This is a genomic window from Arthrobacter zhaoguopingii (genome assembly GCF_009828605.1).
Lineage (GTDB): Bacteria > Actinomycetota > Actinomycetes > Actinomycetales > Micrococcaceae > Arthrobacter_D > Arthrobacter_D zhaoguopingii.
Genome location: NZ_WIAE01000007.1, coordinates 210,376 through 229,959 on the forward strand (window position 1 = coordinate 210,376; position 19,584 = coordinate 229,959).

Consider the following 19,584-nt stretch of genomic DNA (forward strand, 5'->3'; position numbering starts at 1 on the left):
TGGAACAACCGGCATCCCGGCGCCGCCGTCCTTCGGGACGGCGGCGCTTTGCTTTGCCTCCGGTGCGCGCCCTTACCCCTTCGCGGGACCGTCCCGGTACAGGTCGCGCAGCAGGGCGACCTCCGCGAGGTGGTGGATCATCTCCCGGTTGATGTGGAGCACCAGGGCCGACATCGGGTACTCGGCGAACGGGCCCTCGGCGGGGCCGACCGGGCGGGCGAGTTGCTCCCCGCTCAGGACCGACACGGCACGGGTCCACTGCCCGTAGAGCCCGTCGAGGCGCGCCAGGGCGGCGCCGGCCGTCTCCGGGTATTCGAAGCCGCGGTAGGTGATCGGTTCGCCGCCGAAATGCGAGCCGACCCGCTCCCCCAGCACACCCACGATCAGGTGGCACAGCCGCCAGGCGATGGTGGTGAACGGGGCGGGATCGGGCTCCGGAATGGCGAACTCGAGGACGAACCGCCCCGTTCCGGCCGCGACCGGCGCGCGTGCCTCCTCCCGCGGACGTAGGCTCCAGCAGCCGGGCACCGGTTCCCAGAAGTATTCGGCGTCGGTCAGCCCCTCGAGCCGGGGCCGTGCCTGGTGCTCCCAGTGCCAGGAGAGCTGTTCGGCGAGTTCTCCAGCGGTGCTCATTCGGCCTGCGCCTCCATCAGCTGGTAGATCCCGCGCACATCGCGCTTACCCCAGAACAGCAGCCAGCTTCCGAGGGTCTCCTGGTCCATGACGTCGAGCGTTCGGAAGATTTCGGCGGCGAACTCCACGGGCGCCCAGGACCCCGCGGTAACGACCCGGCGATCGCTCACGGTGAGCTCCTCCCGGTACAGGGCGGACCCCGAGTAGCCCTCGTGGGCTGCGAGGGAGTCGGCGCTGTTCCCGGTGTGCGCGACATCGTTGAGCAGCCCCGCACCGGCCAGCGCGTCGACGGCGCCGCAGATGGCCGCTACGGGGGCGCCCCGGTCCTTCAGCTGGGACGCGAGGTCAAGCACCTCCACATTGGCGGCGGAGTCCCAGCTCGTCCCGCCGGGCAGGATCAGCGCGTCGATCTGCTCGCCGGCGGTGTCGGCGAGCGCCGTGTCCGGAACCACCGTCATGCCGCCCATGGTGCGGATCGGGCCGCCGCCGGCCGAGGCGGTGGAGAGGAACACCTGCCGCTCCGGGCGCAGGAACTGACCGCCGGAGAGTTCGGCGGACGCATAGCCGACCTCCCAGTCGGCCATCCCCTCGGGAAGGTACAGCAGAACATTCAATGGCGTGCCCATGGCGTCTCCTGAGATCGTGGGCCTGCGGCGCAGGCCACCGGTTGAATTCTCCCCCCAGCCTAGGAATCGATGAGGACAGGTTTTGTCCTCGGTCCGAGGTAGTTTGGGTTCATGCTGGAAACCTCGGCCCGCCTCCTCCACCTGCTCTCCCTCCTGCAGATGCGCAGGGAGTGGACGGGCCCCGCCCTTGCCCAGCGCATGGAGGTGACCGAGCGGACGGTGCGCCGGGACATCGGCAAGCTGCGCACTTTGGGCTACCCCATTTCGGCGTCCCCCGGCATCGCCGGCGGCTACCAGCTCGGTGCCGGGGCGCAGCTTCCGCCGCTGCTGCTCGATGACGACGAGGCCCTCGCCGTGGCAATCGGCCTGACCGCCGTCACCGCCAGCCCCGTGGCCGGCGTCGGGGAAGCCTCGGTGCGGGCGCTCACCAAACTGGAGCAGGTGCTGCCCGCGCGGCTGCGGCCCCGGTTCTCGGGGCTGCGGTCGGCGGTGACCCGCATGGCCGCGCCCAGCACCCCGGTCGATCCTGCGGTCCTGACAGCACTGTCGGCCGCAATCACCGAGCGCCGTATCGTGGCCTTCCGCTATGAGCGGCACGACGGCGAGTCCTCCCGCCGCCTCGTCGAACCGTACCGGCTCGTGGACACCGGGCGGCGCTGGTACCTGGTGGCGTGGGACACCGTCCGGGAGGACTGGCGCACGTTCCGGGTGGACCGCTGCCGGAGCATCCCCTCCCCCCGCGCGCGGTTCACGGCCCGGCCGCTGCCCGCGGCGGACCTGGCCCGGTACGTGCAGAAGTCCATCACCCGCTCCCCCTACAGCTACGACGCCGTCATCCGCCTCTCGGCGGGGATCCGGGAGATCGAACAGCGGATTCCCGCGGAGATCGCCGAGCTGACCAGCGACGGCCCCGACGCTACGATCCTGCGGGCGGGCTTTGATTCGCTCGACTACCCGCTGATGCAGCTGGCCTCCCTCGACGTTGAGTTCGAGATTCTGGAGCCCGAGGCCATGAGGGAGCGGGCCGCCGAGCTCGCGGGGCGCCTGCGGCGGGCCGCCGGCCGGGCCGGAACCGGGTACGCCCGCTGACGCGCTCAGCGGGCAGGTGCGCCGAGGGGATCCCGGACGGCGGGCACGCTCCCCTCCCGGCTGCTCCCTGCCGCCCGGCCCACCAGGCGCCGGAGCACTAGACTGGAAGCAACTATGGCACTGACAATCTCCTACCCCGCGGATCTTCCCGTCTCGGCCCGCCGCTCGGACATCATGGCGGCCATCGCGGCGAACCAGGTCACCATCATCGCGGGCGAGACCGGCTCGGGTAAGACCACCCAGATCCCCAAGATGTGCCTGGAGCTCGGCCTGGCCGACTCCGGGCTGATCGGCCACACCCAGCCCCGCCGCCTCGCGGCGCGCACCGTGGCCGAACGCATCGCCGAGGAACTCGACGTCAAGCTCGGCGAGGAGGTCGGCTTCCAGGTCCGGTTCACCGGCCAGGTGGGCCGCAGCACCAAAATCAAGATCATGACCGACGGCATCCTGCTGGCGGAGATCCAGCACGACCGCATGCTGCGGAAATACAGCACGATCATCATCGACGAGGCCCACGAACGCAGCCTCAACATCGACTTCATCCTCGGCTATCTGAAGCGCATCCTGCCCCAGCGGCCGGACCTGAAGGTCATCATCACCTCCGCGACCATCGATCCGGAACGCTTCGCCCGGCACTTCGCCGCCGACGCCGCCGTCACGGACACCGCGCCGGCGCCGATCATCGAGGTCTCCGGGCGCACCTTCCCGGTGGAAATCCGGTACCGGCCGCTGGATCAGCCCGCCGGCGACAACGACTCCGATGACGACCTCGAGGAGGCACGCGACCCGGTCGACGCGGTGTGCGACGCCGTCGACGAACTCTCCCGCGAGGCCCCCGGGGACATCCTCGTCTTCTTCTCCGGCGAGCGCGAGATCCGCGACGCGGCCGACGCCCTACGGGCCAGGATCCAGAACACCCAGCGCCTGCGCGGCACCGAAGTGCTGCCCCTGTTCGCCCGCCTGTCCCTGCAGGAGCAGCACCGCGTGTTCAGCGCCGGCGGCTCCAACCGGCGCATCGTGCTGGCCACGAACGTCGCTGAAACCTCCCTGACCGTTCCGGGCATCAAGTACGTGATCGACACCGGCACGGCCCGCATCTCCCGGTACTCCCACCGCACCAAGGTGCAGCGGCTGCCGATCGAACGCGTCTCGCAGGCCTCGGCGAACCAGCGCTCCGGGCGTTCGGGCCGCGTCTCCGACGGCATCGCGATCCGCCTCTACTCCGAGGAGGACTTCGAGTCCCGGCGCCCGTTCACCGAGCCCGAGATCCTGAGAACCAGCCTGGCCGCGGTGATCCTGCAGATGACCGCCATGGGCGTCACGAAGAGCCCGCGCGACATCGCCGAGTTCCCCTTCGTCGAGCCGCCCGACGCAAAGGCCATCACCGACGGCGTGGCCCTGCTGCGCGAGCTCGGTGCCCTGAACGACGACGGCGGGCTCTCCGGCGTCGGCCGCAAGCTCGCCCAGCTGCCGGTCGATCCACGGCTCGGCCGCATGATCGTCGAGGCGGCCGGCCGGGGCTGCGCCAAGGAGGTCATGATCCTCGCTGCGGCCCTGACCATCCAGGACCCCCGCGAACGGCCGTCCGCCGACCAGCCGGCCAAGCAGCAGAGCGCCGCCGAAAAGCACAAGCGCTTCCTCGACGAGCACTCGGACTTCACCGGGTACCTCAACCTGTGGCGCTACCTCGAAGAGCAGCAGAAGGAACTGTCCTCGACCCAGTTCCGCAGGCTGTGCCGCAATGAATTCATCAACTACCTTCGGGTCCGGGAGTGGCAGGACCTCTTCGCCCAGCTGCGCCAGCTCGCCAAGCCGCTGGGCATCACCCTCGCCCCGGGGGCTATCGACCCGGTGGGCAACAGCGACGCCATCCACATCAGCCTGCTCTCTGGCCTGCTGAGCCACATCGGGCTCTACGACCAGCGCAAGCGGGAGTACGCCGGTGCCCGCGGGACCCGCTTCGCGGTCTTCCCCGGCTCGGCCCTGTTCAAGAAGTCCCCCGACTGGGTGATGGCCGCCGAGCTCGTCGAAACCTCCCGGCTGTGGGCCCGGGTCGCCGCCCGGTTCGATCCGCTGTGGGCCGAGCAGGTGGCTCCCCACCTGGTGAAGCGCAGCTACAGCGAACCGCACTGGTCAAGCCGGCAGGGCTCGGTTATGGCGTACGAGAAGGTCACCCTCTACGGGGTGCCCATCGTGCCGCAGCGGCGCATCAACTACGGCCGTGTGGACCGCGAGGTGGCGCGCGAACTGTTCATCCGGCATGCCCTGGTGGAGGGCGACTGGAAGACCCACCACAAGTTCTTCTCCCGCAATCAGGCCCGGCTGGCGGAGATCGAGGAGCTCGAGAACCGGCTGCGCCGCCGGGACCTGAGGGTCGACGACGAGACACTCTTCGACTTCTACAACGCCCGGGTGGGCCGGGAGGTCGTCTCCGAACGGCACTTCGACTCGTGGTGGAAGCAGGCACGCCAGGCGGACCCGGACCTGCTCGACTTCGATCCGGAGGACCTGCTCGCCGAGGACGCCGACGCGTTCGACGATTCGGCCTTCCCCACCACCTGGCACCAGGGCGGCTTCGAGCTGCCCCTAAGCTACGAATTCTCCCCCGGCGCCCCCGGCGCGGCCGACGGCGTCACGGTGCGGATCCCCGTGCTGTTCCTCAACCAGCTCGAGTCCGGTCCGTTCCGCTGGCAGATCCCGGGCCTGCGGGTGGAGCTCGTCACGGCGCTCATCAAGTCCCTGCCCAAGGGCATCCGCAAGAACTTCATCCCGGCGCCGGACGTGGCCCGGTCCGCCGTCGCCGCGCTCGAGGCGGACTTCGATCCGGCGGTGGACGACCTCGAGGCCTCCCTCGAACTGGTCCTGCGCCGCCTGAAGGGGCACATCATCCCGCCCGGATCGTGGAACTGGTCGGTGCTGCCCCCGCACCTGTCGATGACCTTCACCGTCGTCGACGCCAAGGGGAAGGTCCTCGACGAGGGCCAGGACCTGAACGCCCTCAAGGCCTCCCTGGCGCCCGCCGTCAGCCGGGCCATCGCCGCGTCCCTCGGAGCGACCCCGTCAAGCACCCGTCCGGAGGGCTCGGGCACGGCCAAGGGCCCCCGCGGCGGCCGGGCCCCGGCGGCCGACGGTGGAACCACCGCAGCACCGCAGCCCGCGGCCGCCGACGCGCGCGCCACGCCGTCGGCCGGGGGCACGCCGGGACTTGCGGAAGTGACAGGGGCGACGGCGTGGACCTTCGGGACGGTGCCGCGCGAGGTCTCCCGCACAGTGGCCGGGCACCTCGTGACCGGCTATCCCGCCCTCGTCGACGAAACCACCTCGGTGGGCCTGCGGGTCTTCCCCAGCCCGGCCGAGCAGGCCGGGGCGATGCGCGCCGGCGTCATCCGGCTGCTGTCCCTGCGCGCGCCCAGCCCGGCCAAGTACGTCCTTGAGCACCTGAGCAACACCGAGAAGCTCACCTTCAGCCAGAACCCCCACGGCAGCGTTGCCGCGCTCATCTCGGACTGCTCGCTGGCCGCCATCGACAAGCTGGTCCCCGAGCAGCTGCCCTGGACACAGAAGGAATTCGACGCGCTCTACGAGCTCGTGCGGGCGGAGCTGATCGACACGGTGTTCACCGTGACGGCCACCGTTGAGAAGATCCTCTCAAGCCACCGCAGGATCTCCAAACAGCTCAAAGGCACCACGAGCCTGGCGATGATCACCGCGCTCAACGACATCCGGAGCCAGCTCGAACACCTCGTCTACCCGGGGTTCGTGGCGAAGACCGGCTACGCCCAGCTCAGCCACCTCCCCCGCTACCTCCGCGGCATTGAGATGCGCCTCGAGAAGCTCACGTCGAACGTCGCCCGCGACAATGCGGGCACCGCCGTCGTGCAGCGCCTCGAGGACGAATACGACGACGCCGTGGCGGCGCTGGCGGCCGGCGCGCGGAAGACTGCGCCTGACCTGCAGCGGGTGCGCTGGATGCTTGAGGAGCTGCGGATCAGCCTGTTCGCCCAGGAGCTGGGCACCGCCTACAGCGTCTCCGAAAAGCGCATCCGGGCCGCCCTGGGCGAGGCACTCGCCGCCTGAGGGTGCCCGGGTCCGACATCTTGTAACGGGTTCAGCCGAGGTCCTCAGAGTTCAGCAGCCGGCGGCGGGCGCTGAGCAGGTCCAGTTCGGGGCGGGCCGCGACGAAACGCTCGACGGCGTCGAGCACCTCGACGGCGTGCCGCCGGTCGGCCGCCACGACGGAGGCGCCGATGCCGGCGCGGCGGTGCAGGTCGAGGCCTTCGACCTCCGCGGCGGCGACGTCGAACCTGCGCCGGAGGTCGGCCACCAGCGGGCGGACCACGGAGCGTTTGCCCTTGAGCGAATGGACATCGCCGAGCAGCAGGTCGAATTCGATGGTGCCGATCCACATGTCGGCTCCTTCCACCGGCGGTGCGGGACGAGGCGCCGGCTCAGGCCGAGGGGACGGCGGTGGAGCCGGCCGCGCGCAGCGCCTGGCGGAGGGAGTCAGCGGCGGCGTCGAGGGCGGCCGGGTCGGGGTTCCGGTCAACGTCGTGGACGTCGAAGTCCTCGGGGCCCTGCGCCGGCCAAACGTGCACGTGGAGGTGGGGCACCTCGAAGCCTTCGAGCAGCACCCCCACCCGCTTGGCGCCGAACGCCTGCTCCTGGGCCCTGCCGATGGCCTGGGCCACGGCCATCACCCGGGTGAGCGTCTCCGGGTCGGCCTCGAGCCAGTGCGGAACCTCCCGGCGCGGCACCACGAGGGTGTGCCCGGGGGTGATCGGGGCAGCGGTGAGGAACGCGACGACATCGTCGTCGGCCCAGACGAAGCGTCCGGGAATCTCGCCGCGGATGATCCGGGTAAAGACAGTGGTCACAGGCCCTCCTTCGCCAGGGGCGCGCCCCGCTCCCCTGGCAGGGATGGTTCCCCGCAGCGGCGGGGGCGAGGGACGTCCGGGGTTCATGCCTCGACGCTACCTGCTGGGCACCGTCCCTGCCAGCCGGGGCGGAGACGGTGCCCGTCCCGGCCCCGGCCTGCAGCTCAGGCTCCCGTGGCCACCGGAAGGTCGGGCCGGGAGGACCACTGGGACCAGGAGCCCGGGTACAGGGCGGCAGGGATGCCGGCGATCTCCAGGGCGGCGATCTCGTGGGCGGCCGTGATGCCGGAGCCGCAGTAGACGGCGACGCTGCCGGCTCCCGCTACTCCGAGGCGGGCGAACCGCTCCCGCAGTTCCGCCGGCGGCCGGAAGGTCTTATCGGCCCGAAGGTTGTCCGTCGTGGGTGCGCTGCGCGCCCCGGGGATGTGCCCGGCCTTCGGGTCGACCGGCTCGTACTCGCCGCTGAAGCGTTCCGGGGCCCGCGCGTCGAGCAGCAGCAGGTCCTCCCCGCCGCGGCGCACGCCGTCGAGGTCGATCACGGGCATCCCGCCCCGGCCCAGTTCGACCGAGCCCAGACAGTGCTGTTCCTCCCCGCCCTCGAGTTCGTACCCTGCGGCGCGCCAGGCGGTCAGCCCGCCGTCGAGGAGGTGGACCGAGCGCAGCCCGGCATCCCGCAGCAGCCACCACAGGCGTGCGGCGGCAAGGTTGCCCGAGTCGTCGTAGGCGACGACGACGTCGTCGGGCCGGTTGATGCCCCACTGCCGGGCCGTCTCCTGGAACGCGTCCGGGTCCGGGAGCGGGTGCCGTCCAAGGGCCGGAACCGGGCGGGAGCACAGCTGCTCCTCCAGGTCCACGTACATGGCCCCTGGGATGTGCGATGAGCGGTAATGCCCATGGCCGTGGGGATCACCCAGCGACCACCGGACATCGAGCAGCACTGTCTGCAGCCCGGAGGTCATCCGGTCCCGCAGCGTCTGCACGTCCATCAGAGTCTTCATCAAGATCTCCTTAGATAATTGAGCCGGCACCGGGCCGGTCCTGATGCACGCCAGTCCACCACAGGCACCGGGCCGACACCAGTAGCGCTTGTAGGCTGATCCAATGATCACCTACAGCGCCTCCGCCGGCCGCGCCTGGACCGCAGACGCTGTCCAAAGGATCGAGGCCGAAAACCGCCGGTCCGCCGACACGCACCTCTTCGCCGTGCCCCTCCCGCCCGGATGGCAGGTCTCGGTCTACCTGAAGGACGAATCGACGCACCGCACGGGAAGCCTGAAGCACCGGCTGGCCCGTTCCCTGTTTCTCTTCGGGCTGGTGAACGGCTGGATCACCGAGGGCACGACCATCGTTGAGGCCTCCAGCGGGTCGACCGCTGTCTCCGAGGCCTACTTCGCCCAGCTTCTCGGCCTGCCGTTCATCGCGGTGATGCCGCGCACCACGAGTTCCCAGAAGATCGCCCTGATCCAGCAGTACGGCGGGACCTGCTCCTTCGTCGACGACGCCGGCCAGGTCTACGCCGAGGCCGAGCGGATCGCCCGCGAAACCGGGGGCCACTACCTGGACCAGTTCACCTACGCCGAGCGCGCCACGGACTGGCGGGGAAACAACAACATCGCCGAGTCGATCTTCGGCCAGCTGGCCCTCGAGGAGCACCCGGTCCCCGAATGGATCGTCGTCGGCGCCGGCACGGGCGGCACCTCGGCGACCATCGGCAGGTACCTGCGCTACAACTGCCACTCGACCCGGCTTGCCGTCGTTGACCCCGAAAACTCGGCGTTCTTTCCCGCCTGGGCGGACCCGTCGGGGCCGGCAACCGGCCGGGCGTCGCGGATCGAGGGCATCGGACGGCCGCGGCAGGAGCCGAGCTTCGTTCCCGGGGTCATCGACGCAATGATCCAGGTGCCCGATTCGGCCTCCGTGGCGGCCGCGCGGCACCTCAAGCGCCTCACCGGGCTGCACGCCGGACCGTCGACGGGAACGAACCTGTGGGGGGTGTGGCAGCTCGCGGCGGCCATGCGGGCCGAGGGGCGGGCCGGGAGCATCGTGTCCCTGATGTGCGATTCCGGAGATCGATATGCCGGATCCTACGAGGACGACGCCTGGCTTAGGGGCCGGGGGCTGGACCCGGAACCGTTCGAGGCGGTCCTGGAGGAGTTTTTCGCCACCGGCCGTTGGCCCGAGTGAGGGCCGCGGAGGCCGCGGGAGCCCACGGTGGGCACCGGGCCCCGTCCTAGGGGCGCCATTCCCTGCGGTAACCGGGGTGCCCGGCATACGGCAGGGCCAGCAGCCGCATAAAGACGACGGCGTCGTCCCGGCCGTCCGGCTGGTTCCTGGACCAGTCGATGCTTGAGTAGTGGGCCACCATCCGGCGCTTGGCCTCGCATTCGGCGAGCGCCCGGTCTAGCACTGCGACCGACTGCTGGTGCCACCAGGAGTGGACGTTCTCTTCGTCCTCCTCGATGCGCGCCAGGAGGAACTCGATGAGGTCGCTCATGCCTCCGACCCTACAGACCCTCCGCCCGTGCGTCTCCCCGAACCGGTGCGGTAACGGTCGTACAACGGTCCGCCGAAGATTGCATTACCTTCCCATCCGGAGCCCGCCCGAGTGCGAATTAGCGGTGGAAACCACAAGTTCCCATTCCGCACACCTTCAGGAGAAGACTCATGACAACATCACAGCACTCGCGCACAAACTCAAGGACAGCCGTCCAGAAGGCGTCCCTGGCCGTCGGCGCCGTCTTCCTTCTCGTCGGGCTCCTCGGATTCGTTCCGGGCATCACCTCGCAGTACGACCAGCTCGCCTTCGCCGGACACCACTCCGGCGCGCTGCTGTTGGGCCTTTTCCAGGTTTCCGTGCTGCACAACGTCGTCCACCTGCTGTTCGGCGTTGCGGGGATTCTGCTCGCCCGCAGCGCGTCGGGTGCCCGGTCCTACCTGCTCGTCGGGGGCATCATCTACCTTGTGCTCTGGATCTACGGCCTCGTGATCGACCAGGAGTCGGCGGGCAACTTCGTACCGCTGAATGCGGCCGATAACTGGCTGCACCTGCTCCTCGGCGTCGGCATGATCGCCCTTGCCCTGGTGCTGGGCAAGAAGCACACCGCCCGCGTCTGAGGAAACCCGCAGCGGCCGGGGACCGGGGTCTGCATCCGGTACCCGGCCGCTGTGCGTTAACCGCCCGCCCGGCCCCGGACTGCCGGCCCGGGGCCCTGCGGACTTTTGGCCCTGCCACAACCGCCCGTCCGGGTGGATCATGGGGAGCACGGCAGCGTCCGGAATCTCGGATGTGCCGCGAATCCGATGCTGGATGAGGAGGCGCGATGAACCGCCACGAACCAGGCGACCCGCAGCCGGGGCCGACCGGAACCACCACGGTGTTCATCCTCGACGACCACGAGCTGGTGCGGCGCGGCCTGCGCGACCTGCTCGAGGGCGAGGGATTCGCCGTCCTGGGTGAGTCAGGGTCCGCCGAAGAGGCCGCCCGTCGGATCCCCGCCCTGAACCCCGACGTCGCCATCCTCGACGCCCGGCTGCCCGACGGCACCGGAATCGAAGTGTGCCGCAACGTCCGCTCCGTGGACGAAAGCCTCCGCTGCGTCATCCTCACCAGTTACGACGACGAGCAGGCCCTGCGCGGTGCGGTCCTGGCCGGTGCCGCTGGGTACATCCTCAAGGAGGTCCTGGGTACGGACCTGGTGCATAAGGTGCGCCGGGCCGCCCGCGGCGAATCGCTGTTCAACCCTGAGGTCAAGGAAAAGATCTCCGCCGGACTCGCCGAGTCGGGGGGCGAAGACCCCCGGTTCGATGCCCTGACTGCGCAGGAACGCAAGGTGCTCCACTACATCGGCGCGGGGCTGACCAATAAGGAAATCGGCCAAACCATGTTCCTCGCGGAGAAGACCGTGAAGAATTATGTGTCCTCCCTGCTGGCCAAACTCGGGTTCCAGCGCCGGACCCAGGCCGCCGTCTTCATCGCGACCGCGCGCGGCTGGCCCGAAGAGTGACGGCGGCCCGGGGACTGACACGCCGCGAAGGCTGACGACGGGCCGGGCCCGCCGACCCTCCTCCCCCGAGAGCCATGGCGGGCGGGTACGGCAGGGGGCGGACGTGCCTTGACTAACGCCTGCTGCCGGTTCCGGGACCCGGCTCCAGCACCGTGAGCCAGCAGGGGGCGCCCGCCGGATCGACGGTGGCCGGCAGGCGCCGTTCGGCGGCACTTAGATGGAGTGCCTTCAGCGCATCGGCCTGCGCCTGGGCCCCCGTGAGGTCGACTGTGATGGGCATTCCCGGCTGCAGGCCGTTGGTGCGCCGGGCGATGCAGTAGAGCGCATACAGGTTGGCCGGGGTCAGAACACCCCGGACGCAGATGCGCGCCGACGCGAGTTCCGGATCCAGACGTACAAGGATCCTCAGCTTGCGCGCCCCGATGCTCGATGGGTGGTTTTCCATCGCCCGCCGCCGGGCCTGTACTGCCGGGCTCCCCTCATGGGCGGGCCGGGCGTACCCGTCATCCCGGCCGATCCGTCCTCCGGGCGGGGTCGTTTGTGCCATTGCAGTCCTCTTCCGGTTCGTGCGTGCGCAACGATCCTTTCTAAGGTTCGTCTGCGCACCGCCCGGAACTACAGGGGCGAAAGGCCCTATTTCGCCTCGACCGGCCCGCTTCCGCTCCACGGCGAAGGCCTGCGGAGCGGGCGGGTCAGGTCAGATCGGCGACCAGGGCCATCGACGCGCAGTCCCGGAGCCCGTTGATTCCGTCGACCGTCGTCTCCTTGTCTTCGTAAGGTTCACTGGTGATGAGGGTCGCCCCGTCTTCACCGGTGAGCCGGAAGCGGAACTGTTCCTGGTCGTCGCGGAAGATTTCGAATCTGCCTGCCATCACGCCCCCTTGCGTCGCAGCTGCCGTTGTCCCCCGAGGCTAACCGCGGCCCGCACCGGAAGGAAGGCCCGCTCCGCGCGGAATTCCTGCTTGACCGGCAGGGGCCGTCCTGTCCGGGGCCGCCTACACCTCGGTGGTCTGGCCGGGCGACAGGTGCTCATAGCGCGATCCGGCGGACCCCCCGAACCGGGCGAGAAGGGACTCGACCAGGCCGATCCCGCCGTCGGTGAGCAGTGAGTCGTGGATGGGGTAGGCCTTGGCCGCACGGACGGAGGCGATGAAGTCGATCACCTCGGCGGTCTTTGACCACGGCGCGTGGACCGGGACCAGCAGGGTTCGAACCTCGGTGGCGTCGGGCACGATGAAGGAATCCCCCGGGTGGTACACGTTGTCGTTGATGAGGTAGCCGACGTTCGCGATCATGGGCACGTGCGGATGGATCAGCGCATGCTGGCCGCCGAAGGTCCGGACGTCGAATCCCCCCGCCGTGAACTGGATGGCCGGCTCGCTGACGTGCACCCGGTCCGCAGCGCCGGCTCCCAGCCGGGCTCTCAGGGCGGCTGCCGCCGCTGCCGGGGCCCACAGCTGCAGACCCGGGTCGGCGGACATTCCCTCCGCGACCCGCTCGACGTCGAGGTGGTCGGGGTGTTCGTGGGTGATGAGCACCGCCGATGCTCCCCGGAGGGCCTCCTCGACCTCGGAGAAGCTGCCCGGATCGATCACGAGAGCCGCCCCGTCCTGTTCGAGCCGGACGCAGGCGTGGGTGTACTTTGTGAGCTTCATAGCGCACAGGATACCTCCAGCCCCTGCTGATAATCTTGATGCTGGTTCCTCCTTCCCTCCGCCGAAAGGGCTCACCATGCGATCCGAAGTGGAGCACCCGCGTAAGGGCTCCGAACAGCGGGTCACCCGTCAGCGGCTGGCCGTCAGCGCCGCCCTTGACGAGCTCGAGGACTTTGTCAGTACCCAGGAACTCCACCGGCTCCTGGGCACCCGGGGAGACTCAGTCTCCCTCCCCACGGTCTACCGGGTCCTTCAGTCAATGGCCGACGACGGCCTGGTGGATGTCCTGCGCCGGGGCGACGGGGAAGTCGTTTACCGCCGGTGCGCCGTCGAGCATCACCACCACCACCTGCTGTGCCGGAACTGCGGGCGCACCGTGGAGGTTGAGGCCCCTGCGGTGGAGCAGTGGGCGGTCCGGACGGCGGCCGCGCACGGATTCACCGAAGCGGCCCACACCGTCGAGATCTTCGGGCTGTGCCCCGAGTGCACCGCGGCGAAGGCGGGGCGCTGACCCTGGACGCCCGGCGCTGGGGGTTCAGGCCGCGGTGCGGACGCGGGCCGGTCTAGCACTGCTTCTCCGGCTGCCCAGGATCCGGCACCCGAGGTAGATCGCGAAGGAAATCGTGGTCACGTAGGGGCTGATCGGGATGCGGCCGCCGAGGGCAAGCAGGATCCCGCCGACCACCGACACACAGGCGAAGGCGATGCTCAGGAGCACCACGAGCAGCGGCGTCGAGGTGACCTTCAGCGCGGCCGCGGCCGGGGTGATCAGCAGCGCCAGCACCAGCAGCGCCCCCACCACCTGAATGGACAGCGCCACCGAAACGCCCAGCAGCACCATGAAGAGGATCGACAGGGCCCGCACCGGCACGCCGCGGGCCTCGGCGAGGTCCGGGTCGGCGCTGGCGAAGGTCAGCGGACGCCAGATCAGGGCAAGTGCGGCCATTACCACGACGGCGCAGCCCGCGAGCAGGTTCAGCTGAACATTGTCCACGGAGACGATCTGCCCGGTGAGCAGGCCGAACTTGTTCGCCGCCCGTCCCTCGTACAGAGCGAGGAACAGGATGCCGAGCCCCAGCCCGAAGGGCATGACGACACCGATAATCGAGTTGCGGTCCCGGGCCCGGATCCCCATCACCCCGAGCACCAGGGCCGCGAGCACCGAACCCACCAGCGAGCCCAGGACGACGTTCGCCCCGACCAGGAGCGCGAAGGCGGCCCCTGCGAAGGAGAGCTCGGCGATGCCGTGGACGGCGAAGGCGAGGTCGCGCATCATCACGAAGGTCCCGATCAGCCCGCCGAGCAGGCCCAGCACGGCGCCGGCCCAGATCGAGTTGCGCACGAGCGGCAGCAGCTCGGAATAGTTGTCGAAGTTGAAGACCGCCTCCATGAACGACTGAAAATCCATGATCAGACCTCTCCGGCGGGATGGTGGTGGTGGGCCGTGGTGCCGGGCAGCCCGACCACAATGATCCGCCCTTCGTGGTGAAGCACCTCCACGGGGCTGCCGTAGAGGTCGGAGAGCACCTCGCTGGTCATGACTTCCTCCGGGGCTCCGACCCGGAACCGGCCGCCGGCGAGGTAGAGCACCCGGTCGACGTAGTCGATGATGGGGTTGATCTCGTGGGTGACGAAGACGACGGCGCTGTTCTTCTCGTGGCACTGCCGGTTGATCAGGCCGCTGACCGCCTGCTGGTGGTGGAGGTCGAGTGAGAGCAGGGGCTCGTCACACAGCAGGACGCGAGGCTCGGTGGCCAGCGCCTGGGCCACGCGCAGGCGCTGCTGTTCCCCGCCCGACAGCCTCCCGACAGGGGCGTCGGCGTAGGAGGAGGAGCCGACCTCGGCGAGCAGCGCGTCGACCGTGTCCCGGTGACTGCGGCCCCGGAGGCGGACCCCCCAGCGGTGGCCGTCCACGCCCAGGCCCACGAGGTCCCGCGCCCGCAGTGGCGTGTCCGTCGCGAACGGGCGCTGCTGGGGGATGTAGCCGATGCCGCGGTTGCCGCGCTGCAGCGGTCCGCCATTGATGGTGGCGGTGCCGGAGCCGAGGGCCTGCAGCCCCAGGAGCACCTTCAGGAGACTCGTCTTGCCGGAGCCGTTCGGGCCCAGCACGGCGAAGAATTCGCCCGGGTGGATGTCGAGGTCTAGCCCCTCCCACAGCACGCGCTCACCGAAGGAGAGCCCGGCGTTGCGCAGGCTCACAACCGGTGCACGTCCCGGCCCTCCGGGGCCCGCTTCGACACTCACCCTGCGTTCAGCGCCTCAAGGACCGATTCCGCGTTGGCCTCCATCCAGGTCAGGTAGTCTTCACCGTCCGGCAGCGTCTCGGTGAAGTCGACGACGGGCACGCCGGCCTCCTCCGCGGCCGAACGCACGGCCTGCGTCTGCGGTCCTTCGGTCTGGTCGTTGTAGGCGAGGAACTTCACGCTCCCCGAGGCGAGCAGCTTCCGCATCTCATTGAGCACCCCAACCGGTACGTCGTTGCCCTCCTCGACGGCTTCGGTGTACTCGGGCACGGTGGCGTCGGTGAGTCCGGCCGCCTCCAGGAGGTAAACCGGGACGGGCTCCGTGGCCGCGAAGTTGCCCTCACCCCCTGCCGCGAGACGGTCTTCGATCTCCGTGAGGGAGTCCTGGAAACGCTCCGCCCGCTCCTCGTAGCCGGCGGCATTCGCCTCATCGAGGGAACCGAGCCTGTCGCCGATGGCACCGGCGAGGGCCTTCATCGCCTCGGGGCTGTACCAGACGTGCTCGTTGAACGAGCCGTGTCCATGCCCGTCACCCTCCTCGCCTTCGGCGTGCGGCTCGTCGGCATGCCCGTCCTCCGCCGGTGCACCCTCAAGGCCCGAGACGCTGACGGCGGTCACCACCCGGTCGTGGTCGAGGCCTGTCTCGTCGGCGAGGCGGTGCAGGAAGGCGTCGTAACCTCCGCCGTTCTCCACCAGCAGGTCGGCTTTCGAGACCGCAAGCTTGTCCTGGACGGTCGCCTCGTAGGAGTGCGGGTCCTGGCTCAGGCTGTCGACGATCGCCGTGACTTCCACCTGGTCCCCGCCGATCGCTTCGACGATGCTCCCATAGACATTGGTGCCGGTGACCACCTGAAGCGGCTCCGACCCGGTGTCCGCGGCGTTCCCCGCGCCGGCGTTCCCTCCACACGCCGAAGCCGTCAGTGCCAATACGGCGAGTCCTGCCAGTGAAGCCGTGCGGCGCATGGGTGCGCGGGACATACCTGCCTCGATCCACTCTAATGAGAATTGTTTACGTTAGCGGATCAAGTCTAGCCTAGATCACCGCACGCCCGCCCTACGGCAGCCGCCCCTCCTGCAGCGGGTTGCCGCTGTGCTCGGTCATCGCCTCGCCGAGCCGGCGTGCACCCTGGTTCTGGGTGGCGTCCCGGATCTCCCCTACGAGCTGTTCGATCACGTCCTCAAGGAAGAGGACACCCATGGTCTCCCCTCCCGGGCCGAGCACCCGCGCCAGGTGGGAGCCGGTTTTCTGCATCACCGCGAGGGCGTCCTCAATCTCGTCAGAGAGACGGAGGTTCGCAAGGGCGCGCACCTTGTTCTCGGTGATCGGCTTCTGGTAGAGCGCCTGCGGAATGGACATGATGTCCTTCAGGTGCAGGTACCCGGTGAGATTCTCCTTCTCATCGACGAGGGCGAACCGCGAAAAACCCGTGCGCCCTACGGCCCGCTCGAACTCTTCCGGCGTGGCATCGGTGCGGAGGGTGACGAGGTCATGCAGGGGCACCATCGTCGTCTCGGCGGTCTGGCCGGAGAACTCGAGGGCGCTGGTGATCAGGCCGGAATCGTCGTCGACGAGGCCGTGCTTGGTGGATTCCTCCACCATCGACTGCACCTCCTCGAGCGTGTACGAGGAGGTGACCTCGTCCTTCGGCTCGACCTTCAGTGCGCGCAGGATCTGGTTCGCCAGCCAGTTCAGCGACGAGATCACCGGATGCACGATTCGGGCGATCATCACCAGCGGCGGTGCAAGGATCAGCGCCGCCCGGTCGGCAGCGGAGACCGAAATGTTCTTGGGCACCATCTCGCCGAAGGTGACGTGGAGGAAGGTCACGATCAGCAGGGCGATGCCGAAGGCGGCGCCGTCGGCCACACCCTCGGGAATCCCCAACGCTTCCAGCGGCACCACGAAGAGGTGGTGGATCGCGGGCTCTGCAACCTGGAGGATGAGCAGCGAACACACCGTGATGCCCAGCTGCGCGCAGGCGAGCATGAGTGAGACGTGCTCCATGGCCCACAGCGTGGTCTGGGCACGCTTGGACCCCGCTTCGGCACGCGGCTCGATCTGGCTCCGCCGCGCGGACATGATGGCGAATTCGGCGCCCACGAAGAACGCGTTGCCGATCAGCAGCACCACCAGCCAGGCAATTCCGGCCCAGTCACTCATCGGAGGCCCCCCTCGCCCAGGGCGTGGGCGCCGGTGCGGGTCGCATTCTCCCCGGTCCGGCCTGGCAGGAAACGGACGCGGTCGATCCGGCGCCCGTCCATCCGCTCCACCTCAAGCGTGCCGCCGGAGACCGGAACGGTGTCCCCCTCGGCGGCGATCCGGCCAAGCTCTGCCATCATGAAGCCTCCAACGGTTTCATAGCCCGCTTCGTCGGGCACGGTGAGCAGGGGAATCTGCTCGGTGACCTCATCGGGGCGAAGCATTCCCGGAAAGTACCAGGTGCCGGAGGCGCTCTGCAGCACCCCGGGCTTGAGCTTGTCGTGCTCGTCCGCGACCTCGCCGACGATCTCCTCGACGAGGTCCTCAAGCGTCGCAACCCCCGCGGTTCCGCCGTACTCATCGAGCACCACGGCCAGCTGCAGGTTCGCGTCGCGCAGCTCGCGCAGCAGCGAGTCGAGGTGGACGGTCTCGGGGACCCGCAGGACGTCGGTCATGATGGTGCCCGCAGGCAGGGACGCCCGGCGGTCGCGCGGCACCGCGACGGCCTTCTTGACGTGGACGACGCCCCGGATGTCGTCGGCCGACTCCCCGATCAGGGGGAACCGGGAGTACCCGGTGCGCCGGGCCGCCTCGACGACGTCGGCGACGGTCTGGTCGGAATCGATGGTTTCCATCCGGATGCGCGGGGTCATGACATCGGCCGCCGTCCGGTCGGAAAAGCTGAAGGTGCGGGCAAGGAAGTTCGCCGTGCCCTGGTCGAGCGTGCCCAGCTGGGCCGACCGGCGCACCAGCGAGGAGAGTTCGGCCGGCGAACGCGCGCCGGAAATCTCCTCCTTGGCCTCGAGCCCGAAGATGTTCAGCACGCGGTTGGAGAACCCGTTGAGCACGAAGATGGCCGGCCGAAGGACCGCCGTGACCATCAGCTGCGGCCGCGCCAGGGCGCGGCCGATTTTGAAGGGCAGGGCAATCGACATGTTCTTGGGCACCAGTTCACCCAGCAGCATCGAGAGCAGGGTGGCCAGGGCGATCGCGATGATCAGCGACGCCGAGGACGCCACGCCCCCGGAAAGCCCGAGCGAGGCCAGCGGGCCCTGCAGCAGGCGCCCGACCGATGGCTCCATGACATAGCCGGTGAGCAGCGTGGTCAGGGTGATGCCGATCTGGCAGCTCGAGAGCTGGGTGGAAAGCGACTTGAGGCAGCGCAGCAGCGGTACGGCCTTCTTGTCGCCCTGCTCGATCGCCCGCTGAACGGAGGTCTGGTCAAGGGCGACGAGGGCGAACTCGACGGCGACGAAGAAGCCGGTGCCGAGGATGAGCAGCAGGCCCGCCGCTAGATAGATCCACTCCATAAACGGTTCACCGCCCGGCCGGGGACGGCAGCAGAAGAAAGGTGATGGGCATTAAGTCGGGGTCTGCCGGCCTCGGACGAAGCCTGGCCGGCGCGGTCACGGTTCCGTGGCGCCTGCTGGTTCGTCGGCCGGCCCCTAGAGGAGCTGTCCATAAGGGCTTCAGTTTACCCCAGGCACCCCGGGCGGGAAACGGAGTCCCACCCGGGGTGGTGCGGTTACCAGCTTTGTGGGAGGGGGCGGCCTTCTTCGTAGCCGGCGGCGGACTGGATGCCGACCAGGGCGCGGTCGGAGAATTCGGCCAGGGTGCGGGCTCCGGCGTAGGTCATGGAGCTGCGCACTCCGGCGGTGATCATGTCCAGCAGGTCCTCCACGCCGGGACGGGCGGGGTCCAGGTACATTTTGGAGGTGGAGATGCCTTCTTCGAAGAGTCCCTTCCGGGCCCGGGCGAAGACGTCCTCGGCCTGGGTGCGGTGCTGCACCGCCCTCGCGGAGGCCATGCCGAAGCTTTCCTTGTAGCGGCGGCCGTCGCTGTCGGTGTGCAGGTCCCCGGGGCTCTCGTAGGTCCCGGCGAACCAGGACCCGATCATGACCTGGCTGGCCCCGGCGGCCAGGGCCAGGGCCACATCGCGGGGGTAGCGGACCCCGCCGTCGGCCCACACGTGCGCGCCGAGCTCCCGGGCCGCCGTGGCGGCCTCGTGCACGGCGGAGAACTGGGGCCGGCCCACGGCGGTCATCATCCGGGTGGTGCACATCGCCCCGGGCCCGACCCCGACCTTCACAATGTCCGCCCCGGCCGCGACCAGGTCCCGGACCCCGTCGGCGCTGACCACATTCCCGGCCACGACGGGCACCTGCGGGTCCAGGGAGCGCACGATCTTGAGGGCATCGAGCATCTTGCGCTGGTGCCCGTGGGCGGTGTCCACCACCAGGGTGTCCACCCCGGCCGCGAG

General features: G+C 69.4%; 21 protein-coding genes. 6 read left to right on the forward strand and 15 right to left on the reverse strand.

Annotated features, from left to right (window positions below):
• Positions 1 to 72: 72 nt before the first annotated feature.
• Both GVV77_RS11755 and GVV77_RS11760 read right to left on the reverse strand, forming a co-directional pair.
• Positions 73 to 633 (reverse strand): DinB family protein, encoded by a 561-nt coding sequence (locus GVV77_RS11755; protein ID WP_159618536.1) that lies wholly within the window; start codon positions 631 to 633, stop codon positions 73 to 75.
• A complete protein-coding gene (locus GVV77_RS11760) occupies positions 630 to 1,259 on the reverse strand; it encodes a DJ-1/PfpI family protein (RefSeq protein ID WP_159618538.1) in 630 nt (209 codons plus the stop codon). The genes GVV77_RS11755 and GVV77_RS11760 overlap by 4 nt, the downstream gene beginning before the upstream one ends.
• A 111-nt stretch (positions 1,260 to 1,370) precedes the next feature.
• On the opposite strand from GVV77_RS11760, the gene GVV77_RS11765 reads away from it, so the two are divergent.
• Positions 1,371 to 2,348, forward strand: coding sequence for a helix-turn-helix transcriptional regulator (locus GVV77_RS11765; protein ID WP_159618540.1), 978 nt, complete (start codon positions 1,371 to 1,373; stop codon positions 2,346 to 2,348).
• 114 nt (positions 2,349 to 2,462) lie between these two features.
• Entirely contained in the window at positions 2,463 to 6,425 is a 3,963-nt protein-coding gene (gene hrpA, locus GVV77_RS11770; RefSeq protein WP_159618542.1) for an ATP-dependent RNA helicase HrpA, read from the forward strand.
• 31 nt (positions 6,426 to 6,456) lie between these two features.
• Here the strand turns inward: hrpA and GVV77_RS11775 are convergent, their stop codons facing one another.
• The 3 genes from GVV77_RS11775 to GVV77_RS11785 all read right to left on the reverse strand — a co-directional run bounded on the left by GVV77_RS11775 (position 6,457) and on the right by GVV77_RS11785 (position 8,220).
• Positions 6,457 to 6,756 (reverse strand): DUF503 domain-containing protein, encoded by a 300-nt coding sequence (locus GVV77_RS11775; RefSeq protein ID WP_159618544.1) that lies wholly within the window; start codon positions 6,754 to 6,756, stop codon positions 6,457 to 6,459.
• A gap of 40 nt (positions 6,757 to 6,796) precedes the next feature.
• Positions 6,797 to 7,222 carry an HIT family protein gene (locus GVV77_RS11780; RefSeq protein ID WP_159618546.1) on the reverse strand — a complete coding sequence of 142 codons (426 nt, stop codon included), beginning with the start codon at positions 7,220 to 7,222 and terminating at the stop codon, positions 6,797 to 6,799.
• Positions 7,223 to 7,386: 164 nt separating this feature from the next.
• Positions 7,387 to 8,220, reverse strand: coding sequence for a sulfurtransferase (locus GVV77_RS11785; RefSeq protein WP_159618548.1), 834 nt, complete (start codon positions 8,218 to 8,220; stop codon positions 7,387 to 7,389).
• 103 nt (positions 8,221 to 8,323) lie between these two features.
• Between GVV77_RS11785 and GVV77_RS11790 the strand changes: the two genes are divergently transcribed.
• Entirely contained in the window at positions 8,324 to 9,406 is a 1,083-nt protein-coding gene (locus GVV77_RS11790; RefSeq protein WP_159618550.1) for a PLP-dependent cysteine synthase family protein, read from the forward strand.
• 46 nt (positions 9,407 to 9,452) lie between these two features.
• On the opposite strand, the gene GVV77_RS11795 is transcribed toward GVV77_RS11790, so the two are convergent.
• Complete coding sequence (locus GVV77_RS11795) at positions 9,453 to 9,716, reverse strand: DUF6221 family protein (RefSeq protein WP_159618552.1); 264 nt, start codon at positions 9,714 to 9,716, stop codon at positions 9,453 to 9,455.
• A gap of 170 nt (positions 9,717 to 9,886) precedes the next feature.
• Here GVV77_RS11795 and GVV77_RS11800 point away from each other — a divergent pair, with 170 nt between their 5' ends.
• Complete coding sequence (locus GVV77_RS11800; protein WP_159618554.1) at positions 9,887 to 10,336, forward strand: DUF4383 domain-containing protein; 450 nt, start codon at positions 9,887 to 9,889, stop codon at positions 10,334 to 10,336.
• Between the two features lie 206 nt (positions 10,337 to 10,542).
• Positions 10,543 to 11,226: a response regulator gene (locus GVV77_RS11805; protein WP_159618556.1), complete on the forward strand. Its 684-nt coding sequence runs from the start codon at positions 10,543 to 10,545 to the stop codon at positions 11,224 to 11,226.
• A gap of 112 nt (positions 11,227 to 11,338) precedes the next feature.
• Here the strand turns inward: GVV77_RS11805 and GVV77_RS11810 are convergent, their stop codons facing one another.
• The 3 genes from GVV77_RS11810 to GVV77_RS11820 form a co-directional block, all read right to left on the reverse strand.
• Positions 11,339 to 11,773 (reverse strand): hypothetical protein, encoded by a 435-nt coding sequence (locus GVV77_RS11810; protein ID WP_159618558.1) that lies wholly within the window; start codon positions 11,771 to 11,773, stop codon positions 11,339 to 11,341.
• A 145-nt stretch (positions 11,774 to 11,918) separates the two neighbouring features.
• Positions 11,919 to 12,098, reverse strand: a complete 180-nt coding sequence (locus GVV77_RS11815) for a YegP family protein (protein WP_159618560.1) — start codon at positions 12,096 to 12,098, stop codon at positions 11,919 to 11,921.
• A 123-nt stretch (positions 12,099 to 12,221) separates the two neighbouring features.
• On the reverse strand, positions 12,222 to 12,881 hold the full coding sequence (locus GVV77_RS11820) for an MBL fold metallo-hydrolase (RefSeq protein WP_159618562.1): 660 nt from the start codon (positions 12,879 to 12,881) through the stop codon (positions 12,222 to 12,224).
• A gap of 76 nt (positions 12,882 to 12,957) precedes the next feature.
• Between GVV77_RS11820 and GVV77_RS11825 the strand changes: the two genes are divergently transcribed.
• Entirely contained in the window at positions 12,958 to 13,392 is a 435-nt protein-coding gene (locus tag GVV77_RS11825; protein ID WP_159618564.1) for a Fur family transcriptional regulator, read from the forward strand.
• 24 nt (positions 13,393 to 13,416) lie between these two features.
• On the opposite strand, the gene GVV77_RS11830 is transcribed toward GVV77_RS11825, so the two are convergent.
• From GVV77_RS11830 to GVV77_RS11855, 6 genes are all read right to left on the reverse strand, one after another.
• Positions 13,417 to 14,289, reverse strand: a complete 873-nt coding sequence (locus tag GVV77_RS11830; protein WP_159618566.1) for a metal ABC transporter permease — start codon at positions 14,287 to 14,289, stop codon at positions 13,417 to 13,419.
• A 2-nt stretch (positions 14,290 to 14,291) separates the two neighbouring features.
• Positions 14,292 to 15,080, reverse strand: a complete 789-nt coding sequence (locus tag GVV77_RS11835) for a metal ABC transporter ATP-binding protein (protein ID WP_159618568.1) — start codon at positions 15,078 to 15,080, stop codon at positions 14,292 to 14,294.
• A gap of 41 nt (positions 15,081 to 15,121) precedes the next feature.
• On the reverse strand, positions 15,122 to 16,102 hold the full coding sequence (locus GVV77_RS11840) for a metal ABC transporter solute-binding protein, Zn/Mn family (RefSeq protein ID WP_246199776.1): 981 nt from the start codon (positions 16,100 to 16,102) through the stop codon (positions 15,122 to 15,124).
• A gap of 76 nt (positions 16,103 to 16,178) precedes the next feature.
• Positions 16,179 to 17,285, reverse strand: coding sequence for a hemolysin family protein (locus tag GVV77_RS11845; protein WP_159618570.1), 1,107 nt, complete (start codon positions 17,283 to 17,285; stop codon positions 16,179 to 16,181).
• Positions 17,282 to 18,634 carry a hemolysin family protein gene (locus tag GVV77_RS11850; RefSeq protein ID WP_159618572.1) on the reverse strand — a complete coding sequence of 451 codons (1,353 nt, stop codon included), beginning with the start codon at positions 18,632 to 18,634 and terminating at the stop codon, positions 17,282 to 17,284. Before GVV77_RS11850 ends, GVV77_RS11845 begins: the two co-directional genes overlap by 4 nt.
• A 215-nt stretch (positions 18,635 to 18,849) precedes the next feature.
• A partial coding sequence (locus tag GVV77_RS11855) for an IMP dehydrogenase (RefSeq protein ID WP_201293217.1) occupies positions 18,850 to 19,584 on the reverse strand: 735 nt, incomplete at its 5' end.